Source organism: Pedobacter endophyticus (assembly GCF_015679185.1).
Lineage (GTDB): Bacteria > Bacteroidota > Bacteroidia > Sphingobacteriales > Sphingobacteriaceae > Pedobacter > Pedobacter endophyticus.
In genome coordinates this window covers 1,206,926-1,221,884 of the sequence record NZ_CP064939.1, presented here as the reverse complement: position 1 = coordinate 1,221,884, position 14,959 = coordinate 1,206,926, and the positions used below count along the sequence as shown (strand labels likewise).

Below are 14,959 nucleotides of genomic sequence, written 5' to 3'. Positions count from 1 at the left end.
TAAGTTAACCTGATACATTCATCTTTTGAGGCTTTAAGTAACCGTTAGATAATGGGAATAAATTTGCCCGATTTTATAAAATGTCCGAAAGTAATACTCTCAAAGCAATAATCGTCTTTGATTGTTAGCCATTCGTCACCTCCATCAATTTGATTAATAAAACAAAGGTTCTTAAATGAAAATCCTTGTCCTAAGCACCAATTACCAGAGCCAATCTCTTTTTGAAGAGACTCTATTGTCTGACATGTTGCGATTGATCCCTCAGTAAAAACCGGGTCATCAGTTTTCGCTATCCAATAGTTTTGTGATCCGATTTTATACCAGGCCTTTTTTAATTCTTTTTGATGCATTTAATAATTTTCCATAATTATATTTTTTTATGCACCGTTTAGTAAAGGTTTCCAATTCGTCAAGGGCGGCTTTTTCAGCCGTTTATATACCCTTGACGAATTAACAGGAAATCCTTTATAGGTTTGCATTCAAAAAAAATATAATGAAAAGTTAAACCCGCCGAAACGAAATCAACATATGTAATTGAGGAGATTACGATTACTTAGCTAAACGCTAGTTTTAATGAACAATAAAAACGACCGTGTAGTGACAACAACATTCATTTTTAAGCCAAGTTATCAGATATTATTAAATGGATGTTATAGTATTTGGTCTCCTGCCTGCACTTTAATAAGTCGATAAATTGAATAAACTCCTGGTATCATGGGTAACGCGGCGGTCCACATCCCTGCAAAATAATATTTACCTGTTGTTTTGTAAAAATAGTTAGGCATATTTTCAATTGGCACTCCCCGTATAAATTGGCTTATTGAATTTATGTTTGAGGGCTGAATTTTTGGTGTTAGTAAAGGGAAAATAAAATGGGTAAATTCTGCTACGCCTGGGCCTATGAATATAAACCATGCAATGAATCCTGCAAATGGTATTTTATAATAAAGACCTAATGAAGTGAGCGTATAAATAGTAGGCCCTACAATGGCAAAGATTATTAAAAAGCTTTTTTCACTCCATGGTATATTAAACAAACGGCTCATAGCAGGGCCAAATCCAGTTAGATATTCTTCTAAAATATGAATTTGAAGCGCTGCAACAGTAAATATAAACAGTGGAAGAATTATCGCAGGGTTTACAGGATTTCTTAGGTACGTGAAGTACCAGCAAAAAAAGGCAATAACAGCGGATCCTCCTACAATAATTACGGGTGGTAACCCGATATTTATATAACCCATCACCGGAGCTGTAATACAAAATGATAGTGCCGCAAGTAAACTTATCTTCTGAGGTAGACTGAATTTTAACATCGTGTGCTGATTTAGTTTCTCCAAAGTTATCAGCGAGAGATATAAAATTTTTTATCAAATGATAAAAAATTATTTGACGGCTCTTATCCTACTTAAAGAAACCTGCGTTATACCTAGATAATTGGAAAGATCACCCAGACTAATTCGCTGAAGCAGTTCAGGATATTCTTTTACAAAATTGAAATATCGCTCGGATGCATTATCTTCTAGTAGCTCAGTTATTCGTTTCATCATATTAATTGATGCACCTGAAACAAGCTCTCTGTAAAAGGTTTCCATACAATGGTGTTTTTTGCAAAGTAAGTGTAGTTGAGTATAGCTTAAGCATATATAGGTAGTTGGCTCCAGAACATTAATAGCAAATTTAGAAGGTGACTGGGTTAGGAAACTATCAAGCACTGTAAAAATGGATCCTTCAATGAAAAAGCGCATAATAAATTCTTTGTCCTCTTTGAAGAAAAAGGTTTTACACAGTCCATTCTTAACAAAATATATATTTTGGCAAACCGCACCTTTTCTCAGCAGTGAGCGTCCCTTTTTAGCTGTGAATATTTTGATAGCATCAACTAAATCCATTTTAGCTTCCTGAGTTAGTGAGTGAAGCTGATTATAAAATTGTTCAAAATCCATATGGTGTGCCGTAATGGATAAAGTTATCATTATTAACGAAGACGCACAATTGAACAGCAGTGAGTGTTTTAATTCTCATTATTATAGATATCTAGGAAGCATTTCTGGTTTTCGGCTATTTTCAACAGGCTATGGTTGAAAAGGAAAGAGGCATACCAGAATTAGATCTGAATTATGCCTCTTTCGCCGATTCGGTAGAGTCGACCATACGTAAATCTAACTTTCATACTGATTTCGAAGACACGATTCACAGGCTGGAGGCTTACTTTGAAAAATATGGTGAAGAAAATCTGTTTCCTTAGCGGTATACGTTATCGTTAAAGTTTTTATCTTAATTCAAAATTGAAACTACGCATGCATCACATCTGTATAGTAAGTAAATTTTTCAAATAATCACAGCGTGGTTAGGTGGATAAACCAGAATAGAATGACCCCTTTGCACCAATTTTTAATGTTTATAAGTTCATTGATTAGTAGCTAGTTATGAGAAAAATATTTTTGGATATTGGGGGTCAACCGGCAGCGGTTTATCCAATGAGTTTTTGATAATTTAGGTTACAAAAAAACGAAGGTATTCGTGTCAGCCATTATCATTATTCCACCCTTTTTTGATATTTTGTAGTCATGTCAATTGTACATTAGTGGATAAAAATAAGAAATTGCACTAAAATTCTTATCTTTCATGCTTTAATCCTATATGGAATGTAAGTCTAACAACCTTAACTATTCATTGAAACATGTCATTTAATACGCTAAAATTGCTACAAAAACAAAAAACAAACATCCTTGAGATTTGGATGAAAAACCAATTATCTGATGAAGGGCTTCGTGAAGACCTGATCAGCAATGAAGATCTCAGGGAACAATCAGGGGAACTGGTTGCCGCATTGATCACTAATCTTTCAAACGATGATCTGGAAGACATGGACGGAGATAGCTGGAATTCGGTTATTGAGATTCTTGGGGGAATAGCCATTACCAGGGCCCGTCAGGGATTTTCTCCTCGGGAAACTGGTCGCTTCGTCTTCAGCTTAAAAGAAGCTATCCTTGAAGTTCTGCAAAATGGAATCACGGATCCACAACAACTCTTTCTAGAAAGTATGAAGATTAATAGGGTAATGGACAATCTAAGTGTTGTTACCTTTGAAACTTTCATTAAGGGAAGAGAAGAAGTTATTTTAAGACAGACCGATGAGATTACAGAAATATCAACACCAGTTATTCGTGTATGGGACGGGATCCTGGCACTTCCCATAATTGGTACACTTGACAGTTCCAGGACGCAGATCGTAATGGAAAATTTGCTTCAGGAGATTGTAGAGACGGGATCAAGTATTGCAATTCTTGACATTTCCGGAGTACCTGCGGTAGATTCACTTGTTGCACAACATTTAATCAAAACTGTTAGTGCTACTAGGTTAATGGGAGCCGAATGTATCATCAGTGGAATCAGACCCGAAATAGCCCAGACTGTTGTCCACCTCGGTATTGACCTTTCCAATATTATCACCAAGGCAAGCCTTGCAAGTGCATTGGCTCATGCTTTCAAGATACTGAGACTTGAGGTAAAAAAGGCTGGTTCTATCAATAAAACTAACAACTTCTAATTATGGATAAAATTCCTATTCTCCGGATGGGAAACTTCCTGCTTGTAACCATTCAGGTTGACCTTTATGACAGGCTGGCGCTCGATCTAGAGGCTGACCTGGTGCAGATGGTAAATAAGACAAGTTCGAGAGGTGTCTTAATAGATATTTCCGCAGTATCGATAGTCGACTCATTTATGGGGCGCATCATTGGTAATATCGCCAGCATGTCGAAGATTCTGGATGCTGAAACAGTGGTAGTGGGAATGCAGCCGGCTGTTGCTATTACTCTAATTGAGCTTGGCCTGCCATTGAAAGGTGTTCACACAGCACTCAATGTCGAACGCGGAATGAATCTTTTAAAATCCATGATTGGCTCTGATATCCAGGACGGGGAAGAAACCGATGATGATGATACTTTCGCTGAGTAAGGATAACATTCAGGTACAAAAAGAGCAGGATGTGGTCTTATTGCGTAACCGTGTCCGTGAGGTGGCAGTCAAAATCAAAATGGGTCTGGTTAACCAAACCAAGTTGATCACTGCTGCAAGCGAACTTTTAAGAAACATGCTCCGTTACGGTGGAGGCGGAGAATGCCTTATCGAGGTAGTAACCCGCGGGAGGGACAATGGAGTTAGATTGACCTTTAAGGATCAAGGCCCTGGTATTTCTGATATTGCAGCAGCGATGAAAGATGGCTTTTCCACTGGCAAAAGTCTTGGGCTGGGACTTCCCGGTGCAAAGCGTCTCAGTAATGAATTTGATATAAAAAGTAAGCCCGGAGAAGGGACAGTGGTGATGATTTTAAAATGGGCAAATGGTTGACGCTACACATATAAGGCTACAGGCTGATGACAGAAGTTATTTTTCTCTCCTTAAAAAGGACATACATCAGCGGCTTTTGAAAATAGGAATGGATACGACGCGGATTGCCGAAGTTGATATTATCACTGCCGAAATGACAAGCAATCTTTTCAAATATGCTGATGGGGGGGAAATCCTGTTTGGCATTTTTAGCGAAGAAGGGATCCCTTACATCGAGCTTATTTCTATAGACAAGGGGCCCGGAATGAGAAATCCTGCCAGGATGATCCAGGACGGCATGTCAACAAGCAACACCCTAGGAGCGGGTCTTGGAAGTATCAGGCGTTTATCTGATACTTTTGATCTTTATTCCATCGTGGACTGGGGAACTATTGTGTTGAGCAGGATATATATTGGGGTCAAGCCTTTAGTTAAAAGAGGTTTGATCATTCGCCCTATTGTAGTCAGTAAACCAGGTGAGACGACTAGCGGGGATGGCTTCACCTATAAAACCAATGGCAAAAGCTTCAAATTGATGCTTGGAGACGGCCTTGGGCATGGCCCGGCTGCAAACCAGGCTGTAAATGAAGGGGCAAAAGCTTTTAAGGTTTTTCCTGATTCCAGTCCGGTTGAAACGCTTCGCTTCGTGCATTTTTCGATTAAAAAGACTAGGGGCATGGTAGCTAATGTTACAACTTTCAGCAGTGAAAAGGGTGAATGGTCCTCTGCCGGAATTGGCAATATCGCTGCAAAGTGGATTGGACCGGTTGGCTCTAAAAACCAGATGTCCTATAATGGTATCGTTGGCCACAATATACCAAACACCATGAATGATCAGACTGTCAATATTTCTGAATATAATCAGCTCGTATTATGCTCAGATGGAATCAAGACCCGATGGGAAACAACCAAATATCCGGGTATTTTAAACCATGACCCGGCCTTACTTGCAGCGGCTATTTATAAGGATCATGCAAGATTCACAGATGATATGTCGATAATTGTTATAAAAGTCCGTTGATATGAAAGAGATTATCGGGATTTCACTGGAAAACGAAATGGATCTCATCCTTGCCCACAAGCGAACTATGCAGGTGGGAGAACAGCTTGGGCTGACTGTGGCTACACGCACCACGCTTGCTACCGCTGTATCAGAAGTGGTAAGAACAGTAATTGATCTTACCGATAATGGAAAGTTAAGTATTGTAATTTCTGGGAAGATACCTCGTTTTTCTATAAACGCAAACATTTCATTCGAAAGTGATCTTACTTTTCGCGAGACAGATGAGGGTTTCTATTATGCCAAACGCCTTTTACCTGATTTTCATTTTGAGGTAAACAAAAATTCTTACAAGATAGGAATGGGGCTCGGGCTTCCAAGATCACTAAAACTTGATGAGGGTAAAATCGGTTTGTTGAAAGTATATTTCGATACCTCGTCACCTTTGAATGCCTACGAGGAAATTAAGAACAAAAACAGTCAGCTAAATCGGCTTACTGCCGAGCAGGAAAAAGAGATTCGAATTGTAAGGGAACTTGATGAGCGAAAAAAGGAATTCATCTCGGTCGCAAGCCATGAACTGAAAACCCCGATCACGGTTATCAAAGCATACACGCAGATGTTAAGACTGTTAAAGGCAGAATATTCTGACAAAGTAGGCAAGCTGGTAGAGAAACTGGAAACTCAAACTAATAAGCTATCCTTGCTTGCTTACCAATTAATGGATGTTTCAAAACTGGAACATGGAAGTCTACAATATGATATGGCAAAGGTTGACCTGAATCGTTTCTTAAACGAAACGGTATCAATGTTGTCAAATGTTCATTCCCACAATAAACTCGATCTACAGTTAGGTAGGAAATGTGTTGCCATGGCTGATCCCCTACGACTTGAACAAGTATTTACGAACCTTGTCGGTAATGCATCAAAATATTCTGCAAAGGGATCGGTGATAACCATTGCCACAAGTGTCTCAGATGAGGAAGATGTGGTGTTGATAAAGGTGTCTGATTCAGGGATAGGCATGTCGAAAGATGGTGTCGCAAAAATTTTTGATAAGTTTTACAGGATGGAAGAGGTAGCCAGTTCTCATCCAGGACTGGGAATGGGGCTTTATATAGCATCAAAGATAGTATCTGATCATAGCGGAAAAATCTGGGTGGAGAGTGTTCAGGATGTCGGGTCCACCTTTTTCTTTACCATACCCTTGATATCCGAAAATCTTCATTAAACGGCTTAATCTCACTTTTTGAAAAACTGATATTAAAAGATTTTTGTTAATACCCTAAGCAATTCGGATCACTAAGAGTAGTAGATTAAGATTGTAATAACTCTTTGCTATATTTTTAATGAATTCAACGACCAAATTAATCTATATCCTTGAGGATAACGACGACATTAGAGAGATTCTGGAACTTCTGCTTACTGCTGACCACTATGAGGTGGTTGGATTTCCTGACGTATCTTCCTTTAGGAAGGGGCTACTAAATCAGGTGCCTAACACCTTTATTCTTGACGTGATGCTTCCAGACGGAAATGGCATTGATGTCTGCTGTGAACTCAAAGCAGATAAAAGTACAAGTGATATCCCGGTAATAATGATGTCTGCCAACTATACCTCTGAACAAATGTCCGGTCTCTGCAGTGCGGAAGACTTTATAAGTAAGCCATTTGACATATTGGATTTTTCCAGAAGGGTTGCAAGCCAGATAGATACCGACGCAAGGTAGGTAACTTAATGTTCATTTTTTTGAGACAAATACTTATTCTTTCGCATCTATTCAAGTCGCCTATCTAATTAATACCACCGTTTTTTGATAGAGCACTTCAGAATTTACCATCTGGCCTTATCTGTTAATACTATTCAGGAAACCAGCCAGGGGTTGAATTATACTAAAAATTATATTAGTTTATTAATCAGTACTTTTGCAACGGAGCGGCCCAAGGGATAGCAAGCGTTTCGCTGTATCCAATGTCTTCTTCTAAATCTCTATTACACCTGGCCGAGCGGTCCAGTGAACTTTTTTTTATTTATAGCTTGACTGACAAGCGGTTTACTTACATGAACCCGACTTGTATTTCTTTTTTCAATTTGGAAACAACCGACATTAAGGCGGAAGTATTAATGGCTATGATCCACTCGGAAGATCAAGCGTATGTACTGTCAAAGCTAAATGCCTGTACTGAAGGCCAAACTGTAGCCGATGTAGAGTGCAGGATCAGAAGAAACCAACATGAACGGTGGTTAAATATTCCCCCATTTCTTTCCACCGAAAATAAGGAGCAGCTGTTAATTGGGCAGGCCGAAGACATTACTGCTGTTAAGAAGAACAGTAAAGTGCTATACAACCACAACAAAAAAAACTCGATACTCAATATTCTTTCTCATGACTTAGCGGGGCCTATTGGTACTGTACAGAATTTATCAACGATGCTTGCCCGGGAAACCTCACATTTAAACAACCTTAAGATTGATCAGTTTATCAGCATGATCAATAGAATTTGCAAAAGTAATATTAAACTTATTCATGATTTCCTGGATCAGGAATTCATCGAAAGTGCTGGTGTCAGGTTAATAAAAACGCGGGTAAATCTGGTAGAAAAAATTAATGTCGCCAGCCAAGAGTATTTTGGTATGCAAAACGAGCTGAACATTCAATTCTTTTGCCATGCCAACAAAGAAATCATCTATCTTGAAATTGATCAGGATAAGTTTCTTCAAGTGATCAACAATTTAATTTCAAACGCACTTAAATTTACGCCTGCAGGTGGCGCTATTACGATAGATATAGAAGAGCAACAGGATTACGTTTTAATTTCTGTAGCAGATAACGGAATAGGTATACCTGAGAAATTCCACGCAACGCTTTTTGATAAATTTACTGATGCCCGCAGAAGTGGCCTGCAAGGAGAGCATTCCACGGGTTTGGGAATGTCTATCATCAAGACAATTGTGGAGTGGCATGACGGTAATATCTGGTTTGTAAGCGAAGAGAATAAAGGAACAACTTCTATATCCAGTTACCTAAAACTATAGAAGGGGCTTAGAACTTGGACGCTTATTAATCAGAATCATCCGGGAAAAATTCAGATTTTTATGGATGAATATTAAAAAATAATCCTAATTCATTTTCATCAGTCGACTGGTTGTTCACTTGCAATCTTAATAGCAAGTTGTCTTGCTAAATACTCACGGATGTATTTTGGCATTTGTTTCGGTTGAAGAATCTCATCGGTATATCCTCCAGCAATGACACTTAAGGGCATACTGCTTTGGTCAGCCGAATTTGGATCTTGTGCAATTATGTAACCACCACTTTCAGAGATCATTTTTATACCTTCAGATCCATCATGACCCATACCGGAAAATATGATCGCAATTTTATTAAACAATGCATCTTTTGCCAGTGACCTAAAAAAGATATCAATAGCCATGTTGACTTTAATAGATAGATTCCTTGGTGTTAAGATCAATTTGCCGTTATCTATAGTCATTACCTTATTTTCAGGCATTACATACACAGTGTTGGCCTGAATCTGTATAGCGTCTTCTACTTCACAAACTACAATGGCACTATGTTTTGGAGGACCTCAGTTAAATGACTCTTTTGATATGGGTAAAGATGCATTGTGATCACATAAGAGACTGCATCAGGAAGCGTATTGTCGAAAAATTCAAATAAAGCAGATAGTCCTCCGGCAGATGCACCTAAAGCAATTATGTATTTATCTTCCATATAATCCACAAGGTATGTAAAAATTATATAACAGTATTACCGCTAATTGTAATTGTCAATTTTATTCTACAAGTTTTTAGGACACTTCACAAGTGTCTTAGCATATACTCGCTGATTGGATCACCACAAGCTTATCTGCTTTGGCGGTTATCATTATTCCCTTCTTTTCTGATAATCGACTGTGAGCAAATGTCGATGCCTTTAAGCGAAGTAAACCGTTCCAGATAAGCATTAAATATTTCTTTTTCTTTTTGCCGATTATCATAAACCCATTCCATTATTCAAATCAGAATTTTAGTTTTTGATGATGAGTTTTTGATAATTTGGATTACAAAAAAACGAAGGTATACGTGTAAGGCAGCATTATCATTATTCCACCGTTTAATGATAAGATAGAGCCCAGTGATTAATTCATTTGTAGGGTTAAACATCCTTCAATTTGAGACATTGTTTCTTTGTGTCGTTATATAAAAATGTCTTCCACAGACTTTAACAGTAATAAATGTTATAAAACATTATTGGGTTTTACCTAGTTATAATTACGGCAGATATGAAGGTTTATTTTATAATAATCTTACTTCTTGCAAGTATCTCATATATTGCTTTAAAAGTTTCTTTTTGTAACTGTTATTACAAGCATATCCTACTTTCTTAGCTTAAAACTGTATGATGTACTGAAGCAACCTTTAGATCTACTCATTGATTGTATGATTTACATTCATCAGCGGTGTTCTTAAATCTTATTTTATACATTTACATTGAATTATTTTTTACGTTAGATATGGCCTTTGCAATTACACCGTCTGATGAACAAGAACGCCTTGAAGCCCTTCAGTCCTATCACATATTAGATACTGCTACCGAGCAGGATTATGATGAATTGACAGAGCTTGCATCTGTGATTTGCGGAACGCCAATTGCCCTTATCAGCCTGGTTGATAAAGACCGGCAGTGGTTTAAATCTGTAAAAGGTTTGCCTTTTTCGCAAACTGATCGTGACTATTCTTTTTGTGCGCATGGGATTTTAAACCCGGATCAAATTTTTGAGGTGGAAGATGCACAGGCAGATGATCGTTTTAAAGACAATCCTTTGGTAACCGGCGAGCCCAATATTGCTTCTTATGCGGGTGTTCCCCTGGTAAATGAAGATGGTTACGCCCTGGGTTCGCTTTGTGTCATTGATACTGAAAAGAAAAAACTTTCCCAGCAGCAAAGGTCCGCCCTTAAAACGCTGGCGCATCAGGTAATTAACAAGTTAGAGTTACGACGTAAGGCTATAGAAGCGCAGGATGCTAATGAACACCAACAGCAGTTATATGACGAACTTTCTAAATCAAAACAAGAGCTCCAGGTAGAGCAGGACCGGCTAAATAGGTTTTTTCAGCAGGCACCTACAGGAATATGCATATTGAACGGGCCTGAACATATTTATGAACTGGTAAATGCAGGCTATCAGCAGTTCTTCCCAGGAAGAAAATTTTTTGGTTTACCTGTGCTTGAGGCCTTACCAGAAATAAAAGGGACACCTATTGAAGAAATACTTAATAACGTTTATTCAAGTGGAGAAACTTTTGCTGCAAGCGGCCAGCTGATCCCGTTAGCCTATATTCCTGACGGCCCTGTAGAAGAGCGGTACTTTGACTTCATATATCAGGCAAGGCTGAATGTAAAAGATCAGGTAGACGGGATAATAGTACTGGCCTTTGAAGTTACCCAGGCGGTAAAAGACAGGCAGGCGCTGGAAGCAAATAAATTGCAGCTCCAGGATTTAAATAGCGAAATGGCTGCTATTAATGAGGAACTGACTACTGCAACTGAGGAGCAGATGGCTATAAATGAGGAGCTGAATGCCGCTAATGAACAGTTGGTTGAGGCACGAACTGAAGCTGCCAGGGCGAAGGAACTTCTTGCACAGGCTATTGAATCTGCTAAAATAGCTACATGGTTTATTGATCCGGATACCAGGGTACTGCATGCCTCACCAAAACTTAAAGAGATCTTTGGCTATTACGAGCAGGAAGATATGCCCTATAATGCTGCAATGCTACATGTACGTGAAGACTATCGTGAACAGATCAATACAGCAGTAAATGATGCAATTACAAAAGGAGAAAGTTATGATATGGAATATCCGCTGATTGGTTACCATGACAGGAAGCTCAAATGGGTACGTACCACGGGACGTTTTTTTCAGGGAGCAGATGCTTTAAGGCCATCCTTATCGGGGATCGTCATTGATATTACCGACCAGATAGAGGCGCGTAGTAAGATTGAAGCCAGTGAAAAGCATTTTCGTTCACTAGCAGATATTGTTCCTGCAAAGATCAGTAATGCGTTGCCCAGTGGTGAGGTAACTTTCTTTAACCAGCACTGGCTGGATTATAGCGGGATGAATTTTGAAGACTTGCGGGACTTCGGCTATCACCAGATGATGCATCCGGATGAAATCTCGGAGTTTCAGCGCCGTTTGGGTGAAGCTGCCTCTAATGGGGTTCCGCTTGAAATGGAGATGCGTTTCAAGGACATAAATGGACATTACCGCTGGCATTTGAATATCGCCTCGCCTGTACTGGATGATAAGGGACAGATTGCCATGTGGGTCGGCTCGACAACTGATATTGAAAGGATGAAAGAGGAAGAGCAGCGTAAGATAGATTTTGTTGGTATAGTCAGCCATGAATTACGCTCACCTTTGACTTCTTTAAACGGCTATGTTCAGGTGCTTGCGCTCAAAGCCAAAAAGAATGGAGATACCGCCACACAAAGCATCCTGGAAAAAACCCAGCGCCAGGTTGGTAAAATGCGTAAACTCATCACAGGATTTTTGGACATTGCGCGGATGGAAGCGGGAAAGATACATCTGGATAAGACCTGCTTTGATATGGCTGAACTGATAGGCGAAGCCGAACAGGAGTCACTGGCCACTGTAACATCACATACTGTTTATTTTGCACCGGTACATCATACTCCTGTTTTCGCAGATGAAGATAAAATTGGTCAGGTAGTAACAAACTTTATTAATAATGCGGTAAAATATTCTCCACAGCGTTCCACCATACAGGTAACCTGCTTAGCGGTGGGGGACCAGATACAGGTAAGTGTAAAAGATGAAGGTATGGGCCTGGCCCAGCAAGATCAGCCACATGTTTTTGACCGCTTCTACCGGGTCGAAAGTGAAGACATGAAAACTACAAACGGCTTTGGGATCGGACTATACCTTTGTGCTGAAATTATCCATCGACATGAGGGGAAAATATGGGTAGAAAGTGAATTAGGTAAGGGAAGCACTTTCTGTTTCAGCCTTCCGCTATTTACATCACCTGAAAAATTAATTGATTAATATATAAGCTAATGTTCTTAAAAATCTTAAGGTAACAGCATATCATGTCCAAAAATCCTGAATATATTGTTGCTATAGGCCTTTCAGCAGGAGGGGTACATCCATTGCATGAGTTGCTAAACCATCTGCCAACAGAACTAAATGCCGCTGTGATTGTGGTACAGCATCTGCACCGTGCTTATAAAAGTATGGCTTCATCCCTGCTTAGAATGCATACTTCGCTGCCGGTTGTTACTGTAAAAAATGGTATGCCCTTGGAAAAAGGCCATATTTATGTTCTTCCAGAAAATCAGATGATGACTTATGCCGATGGGTGCCTGTGGCTCAGGGAAAGAAAGCCAGAGGAAATTATTAACCGCGCAATTGATATATTAATGAACTCGATGGCACTTCCATTAGGGAGCAAGGCCATCAGCGTAATTTTATCCGGCTTGGATGGGGATGGTTCAAAGGGAAGCCTGTTGATCGGTCAGCAGGGAGGCATAACCATTGCCCAGCTACCGATTACCGCTCAACACCCCTCAATGCCAAATGGCGCTTTAGGTATAGGGGAAGCACAATATTCATTAACACCAAAAGCTATAGGGGAATTAATAACACAAATAGTGTCCTAACTATTAATAGGCTTAAAAACATTATATTTAGTTAGTAACGTCTAATTATATTATAAAATAAAGGATCCTTTATTTTATAATTTCGTTCCAATGACAACCTTTCATTGATAGTACATTGCATAATATCATTCGCTTTGTTTAGGAAATTGTCTTCTCTTTGCCGTGCTTAATGCTTTAGATCTACAACTAAAAGAGAAGGAGCCGAGAGGTTGAAGTACTACCATAGTGCAAGTATACTTTACATTCTAGGGTTTAAGCTTCCTTTTTCGTCACATCATTTAATACCTCTCCCTTATAAAGAAGTAATACGGGCTGGCCCCTCACAATTGTTTTTACTTGCTTTATCCTTACCGATAACCAGATAATGAGAAGCTGGAGGCCGATAAGCGTGGAGTAGACTACTATGCCTTCGGCTAGCGCGATATTCTTATTTAACGATACGGCTGCAAGGCAGGATCCCAGTGCAATGGTGACAATGAAACCGAAGGCATTCATCTTGGAATAAAGTCCTTTTGCCCGAAATACGTATGGCTGCGACCAAGGCGGTGTATATCAGTATCGTAATAATGAAGTACGAGAAATGCTTTCCCAATCATCAAAAAACATGTTGCTCATCTTCTATTATTTTAACCACATTATTTACCGGTTTGAATTGAATTCATTGGCAGAAGAATCCAACCGATGACGGAAACCTGATGTTTACGTTGCCGCACGATACATTGCTGGTGATAATATACCATTATATCGTGATCATCGTGTTTAAGTTGTAAATAATGTCACTGAATAGCGTATATTAGCTTCCGCATAATTGCCTGATAAATACCAATAGGACGCTGGAAAAATGCATTATTAATGGAAGCCCACTGGTTTGGAGTCTATAAGGGCCTTTAGGAATTTTTTATATACTATGAATTTAATCCGTAAGTGCCTTTACTTTTTTATCATGGGATGCGGGATATTTTTAATCGGTGTCACCTTGCTATCGCTTTTAAATACATCCCACTGGTATCTGGCGGTCTTGGGTTTTCCTCGTTTAGCTATTTTAATAGCTCTCGTGACTTGCGGAGTGCTCTGTTTGTTGTTAAGCGCCAAAAAGCAGGTGTCCTATTTTATTTTCACAGCGTGCCTCCTGGTATCTGTGTGTTTACAGGTGTGGATAATTTTACCATACACCTCTCTTTCTCAAAAAAAAGTGAAGTCCGTTGATGCAGATCAAGTCAGCCGTCAATCTTCTATCAGTATGCTGATTGCAAATGTGTTAATGAGTAATCGAAATACAAAAGGCCTTCTTGAACAAATAAATAGCAGGGAGCCGGATATGGTATTAGCCATGGAAGTAAATAGCAGATGGGTGAACGATCTCCGTGTACTTGATAAAAGCTATCCTTACCAAATTCTTTTTCCGACTGATAATACTTATGGAATGTCTCTTTATTCCAAGCTCCCGCTAACCAGTAGCAAGGTGCTATTCTTAAATAATAAAAAAGTACCCTCCTTTCAATGTATGGTGAGGTTGCGCAACGGGAAAACGTTTCAGCTACTGACAGTTCATCCGGTTGCTCCGAAGCCCAGCCTACATCCTGATAATATGGGCGAAAAAGAGAACGGCCTCCTGAAAGCTGCTTACCTGGTCGCCCGAGAAAAGATACCAACGGTGGTCGCCGGCGATTTTAATGATGTAGGCTGGTCTTACACGACATCAAATTTTTCGGATATCAGCAATTTAAACGATGTCCGTTGCGGAAGGGGCTTGTACAACACTTTTAGTGCACACACTTTTATATTTAAGTGGCCGCTAGATTATATATATGTGTCTGACGAATTCAAAGTTGTGAATTTGCAAAGATTGTCTGCTTTTGGTTCGGACCACTATCCTTTTTACGCGCAACTGGCTTTTCTTCCTTGATTACTTAAACTAAACTATCCGTTAAATGA

General features: G+C 39.4%; 15 protein-coding genes and 1 pseudogene. 11 read left to right on the top strand and 5 right to left on the bottom strand.

From position 1 onward, the window contains the following. Nucleotides 1-44: 44 nt before the first annotated feature. From IZT61_RS04885 to IZT61_RS04875, 3 genes are all read right to left on the bottom strand, one after another. On the bottom strand, nucleotides 45-350 hold the full coding sequence (locus IZT61_RS04885) for a hypothetical protein (RefSeq protein ID WP_196100069.1): 306 nt from the start codon (nucleotides 348-350) through the stop codon (nucleotides 45-47). 300 nt (nucleotides 351-650) lie between these two features. After that, the gene (locus IZT61_RS04880) at nucleotides 651-1,313 is read right to left on the bottom strand and encodes a hypothetical protein (RefSeq protein ID WP_196100068.1); all 663 of its coding nucleotides are present in this window, start codon (nucleotides 1,311-1,313) and stop codon (nucleotides 651-653) included. Nucleotides 1,314-1,382: 69 nt separating this feature from the next. Then, the gene (locus IZT61_RS04875) at nucleotides 1,383-1,973 is read right to left on the bottom strand and encodes a Crp/Fnr family transcriptional regulator (protein WP_230383858.1); all 591 of its coding nucleotides are present in this window, start codon (nucleotides 1,971-1,973) and stop codon (nucleotides 1,383-1,385) included. Nucleotides 1,974-2,074: 101 nt separating this feature from the next. On the opposite strand from IZT61_RS04875, the gene IZT61_RS04870 reads away from it, so the two are divergent. The 8 genes from IZT61_RS04870 (at nucleotide 2,075) to IZT61_RS04835 (ending at nucleotide 8,370) form a co-directional block, all read left to right on the top strand. After that, nucleotides 2,075-2,245 (top strand): hypothetical protein, encoded by a 171-nt coding sequence (locus tag IZT61_RS04870; RefSeq protein WP_196100066.1) that lies wholly within the window; start codon nucleotides 2,075-2,077, stop codon nucleotides 2,243-2,245. 435 nt (nucleotides 2,246-2,680) lie between these two features. Continuing rightward, nucleotides 2,681-3,550, top strand: coding sequence for an STAS domain-containing protein (locus tag IZT61_RS04865; protein ID WP_196100065.1), 870 nt, complete (start codon nucleotides 2,681-2,683; stop codon nucleotides 3,548-3,550). A gap of 2 nt (nucleotides 3,551-3,552) precedes the next feature. Further along, on the top strand, nucleotides 3,553-3,960 hold the full coding sequence (locus tag IZT61_RS04860; RefSeq protein WP_196100064.1) for an STAS domain-containing protein: 408 nt from the start codon (nucleotides 3,553-3,555) through the stop codon (nucleotides 3,958-3,960). Beyond that, the gene (locus IZT61_RS04855; protein ID WP_230383857.1) at nucleotides 3,935-4,354 is read left to right on the top strand and encodes an anti-sigma regulatory factor; all 420 of its coding nucleotides are present in this window, start codon (nucleotides 3,935-3,937) and stop codon (nucleotides 4,352-4,354) included. Before IZT61_RS04860 ends, IZT61_RS04855 begins: the two co-directional genes overlap by 26 nt. Continuing rightward, the gene (locus IZT61_RS04850; protein WP_196100063.1) at nucleotides 4,347-5,354 is read left to right on the top strand and encodes an ATP-binding protein; all 1,008 of its coding nucleotides are present in this window, start codon (nucleotides 4,347-4,349) and stop codon (nucleotides 5,352-5,354) included. The genes IZT61_RS04855 and IZT61_RS04850 overlap by 8 nt, the downstream gene beginning before the upstream one ends. 1 nt (nucleotide 5,355) lies before the next feature. Then, on the top strand, nucleotides 5,356-6,564 hold the full coding sequence (locus IZT61_RS04845; RefSeq protein WP_196100062.1) for a sensor histidine kinase: 1,209 nt from the start codon (nucleotides 5,356-5,358) through the stop codon (nucleotides 6,562-6,564). Nucleotides 6,565-6,682: 118 nt separating this feature from the next. Further along, nucleotides 6,683-7,063, top strand: a complete 381-nt coding sequence (locus IZT61_RS04840) for a response regulator transcription factor (RefSeq protein ID WP_196100061.1) — start codon at nucleotides 6,683-6,685, stop codon at nucleotides 7,061-7,063. A gap of 362 nt (nucleotides 7,064-7,425) precedes the next feature. After that, complete coding sequence (locus IZT61_RS04835) at nucleotides 7,426-8,370, top strand: PAS domain-containing sensor histidine kinase (RefSeq protein ID WP_196100060.1); 945 nt, start codon at nucleotides 7,426-7,428, stop codon at nucleotides 8,368-8,370. Nucleotides 8,371-8,468: 98 nt separating this feature from the next. Here the strand turns inward: IZT61_RS04835 and IZT61_RS04830 are convergent. Beyond that, nucleotides 8,469-9,070: pseudogene (locus tag IZT61_RS04830) on the bottom strand (chemotaxis protein CheB). 131 nt (nucleotides 9,071-9,201) lie between these two features. Beyond that, a complete protein-coding gene (locus IZT61_RS04820) occupies nucleotides 9,202-9,348 on the bottom strand; it encodes a hypothetical protein (protein ID WP_196100058.1) in 147 nt (48 codons plus the stop codon). A 425-nt stretch (nucleotides 9,349-9,773) separates the two neighbouring features. Here IZT61_RS04820 and IZT61_RS04815 point away from each other — a divergent pair, with 425 nt between their 5' ends. From IZT61_RS04815 to IZT61_RS04805, 3 genes are all read left to right on the top strand, one after another. Continuing rightward, nucleotides 9,774-12,410, top strand: a complete 2,637-nt coding sequence (locus IZT61_RS04815; protein ID WP_196100057.1) for an ATP-binding protein — start codon at nucleotides 9,774-9,776, stop codon at nucleotides 12,408-12,410. 44 nt (nucleotides 12,411-12,454) lie between these two features. Next, a complete protein-coding gene (locus tag IZT61_RS04810; RefSeq protein ID WP_196100056.1) occupies nucleotides 12,455-13,024 on the top strand; it encodes a chemotaxis protein CheB in 570 nt (189 codons plus the stop codon). A gap of 907 nt (nucleotides 13,025-13,931) precedes the next feature. After that, nucleotides 13,932-14,930, top strand: coding sequence for an endonuclease/exonuclease/phosphatase family protein (locus IZT61_RS04805; RefSeq protein ID WP_230383856.1), 999 nt, complete (start codon nucleotides 13,932-13,934; stop codon nucleotides 14,928-14,930). Nucleotides 14,931-14,959: the final 29 nt, after the last annotated feature.